Below are 2,239 nucleotides of genomic sequence, written 5' to 3'. Positions count from 1 at the left end.
GCTCACTTATTTCTGTAATGAAAATTAAAAGAGTCATTAAATCGTCAGGGTTTTCCATTGATTTTAATAATATTTCTTTAGTATTGTATTTATCAAATAATTTATATCTTTCATTATATGCTACAAATAAATTATATGCTCCTATCGCTTTAAATAAATCACTATTATACAAGACTAACTGTAATGTATCCTGGTGTATTTCTAAATTGCAAAAATCATCAACTATATGTATCTTAGGTTTCTGTTCTTCAGCATTTTGAGGATGTTGTTGGTATGATGAATCATAATATATATTATTTAAGAGTTTTACTATATTACCTTGTGAGCGCCAATTGTTTTTTAAAGAATAATCCCTAGCAAAACTATGAACGATTATTTCTTGAAAATCCTCAACCCTGCCTATATAAATTTGTTGCATTTCATCTCCCAATAGAATTAACTTTGTATCGCTATTTAAGCATGCCTTATAAAACAACTCCAAAATTTCTGAATTAGTATCTTGATATTCATCAATAAAAATATATGAATATCTTTGGGAAATTGTTTTATTAAGTTTTGGAAACTTTTCAAAGACTGCCTTCGAAAATATTAATAAATCATCATGGGATAAGCTGCCATAGAGAAAAGAAGTAAATTGTGTCTCTCCATACTCAAGACAACTAATATTCTCTATAACCGTTTGCTTGGCAACTGTATAGTCCTCCTCTAAATTATATTTTTCTTTATATCTATTTATTTTAACTACTTCTTTTTCATCCCCACTTTCCAAAATTTTCAATATACTCTTATCATAAAATTCAAAAAAATACTCAATTATAGGTTTTATCTTAAAAAAAGGTTTCATGAAATTACCAATAAATGAGTGAATGGTACCTATTTCTACACTCTCACTATCAATTTTTTCTTTTAACTGTACAGCAGCTCTATTAGTATATGTTATACACAATATTTTTTTATTTGGCATCAGTAGGAGTTTTTTTATACTTTTAGATACTGCAGTAGTTTTCCCACTACCAGCTGGAGCATTAACTAAAGTAAATTGTTCAGATATATCTAATCCTTCAGCCAATCTAATCCCTCCTCTATATAATTCGGAATTGCATTATTGATATTTCCTGATTCAATTAACGCATACATGAAATCTGTTTTGTTTTTTAATTTTTCAATTCTGTCCCTTAAAGTTGTCTCACTTTTATTTGTATTAGACAATAACAATTGCTTATTTTTTATTATTATTTCGAAATCTTCTTTAGTTATTTTCGAAAATACTGTTTCGACATTTAAAAGCTTATGTAATAATGCATCTTCCAAAGTCCGCGCATAACCATCAATATCTGTTTGAAATTTTAAACACATTTTACTATTGTTCAAAAATTCACCTTGTTTTTCCTTAGCAATTTTGAAAATCTCAGAGATTATTGATTCTCCTACAATCTTTTTTATCGTTTCATTAGTAGTCTCTCTTTTTACAATCTCTTCAAGAATTAAATCTGTATCTTTCTCAATATCTTCTTTTTCATATTTATAGTCGATATCAGTAAATGTTAACGTTTTAATTTCTAAAAAACTAATTAAGTCCAAATACTTATGAGCGTATGCTCCCCCCACCTGTATATATGATATATATTGCGAAGAAAGATTCTCATACTTTCTCATATTAGAAATAAGATATTTAAATAATAATCTTTCTGCATCTCCCTCAAATAAAATTAATTTATCCGCAAAAACCATTTCAACCATGTTAAATTGAAAGAATTTCTCATAAAATTTCCTATCTATATCCGGTGAATTAATAAAATTGTTTAAGTCAAATACTTTCGATTCTATATGTCCATTTGATCTTAAAACACGTATGTTTTTTAAACCTATAACTTTCGTCATCTCAATTGAATGAGTTGTAATTAACATTTGGAAAGGAACATTATGTTCTCCTAATACTACTGGTTCTGTTGCAGGAGCTGTTGCTACTTCTGCTGCTGCTACTTCTGCTTCTTTTGCTACTTCTTCTGCTACTTCTAGTACTTCTGCTACTTCTACTAGTTCTACTATTTCTGATACTTCAGATTTTGTATCCATGATCACCGCTTTATTAATGGCACTTATATACCTAATAAAAATATTTTCCATTTGAGGATGAAGATGTGCTTCTGGTTCTTCAAACACCAGTAAATTTACTCTTCTATCATCCATTTTCTCATTAAAAATTTGTGCCTCTAATAATAAATAAATTAGATTACTA

The 2,239-nt window shown here is 28.0% G+C and carries 2 protein-coding genes; both read right to left on the bottom strand.

Annotated elements, in window-relative coordinates; genetic code table 11:
* Window positions 1-1,069, bottom strand: a 1,069-nt coding sequence (locus V7137_RS29955; RefSeq protein ID WP_335701441.1) for an ATP-dependent helicase, incomplete at its 3' end; no start/stop codon positions are given.
* A partial coding sequence (locus tag V7137_RS29950; RefSeq protein WP_335701440.1) for an ATP-dependent nuclease occupies window positions 1,054-2,239 on the bottom strand: 1,186 nt, incomplete at its 5' end. The genes V7137_RS29950 and V7137_RS29955, both read right to left, overlap by 16 nt.

This window comes from Neobacillus drentensis, assembly GCF_036962765.1.
In the GTDB taxonomy this organism is placed as follows: domain Bacteria; phylum Bacillota; class Bacilli; order Bacillales; family Cytobacillaceae; genus Neobacillus; species Neobacillus drentensis_C.
The sequence above is the reverse complement of the archived record's forward strand: the minus strand, read 5'-3'. Positions and strand labels throughout refer to the sequence as shown.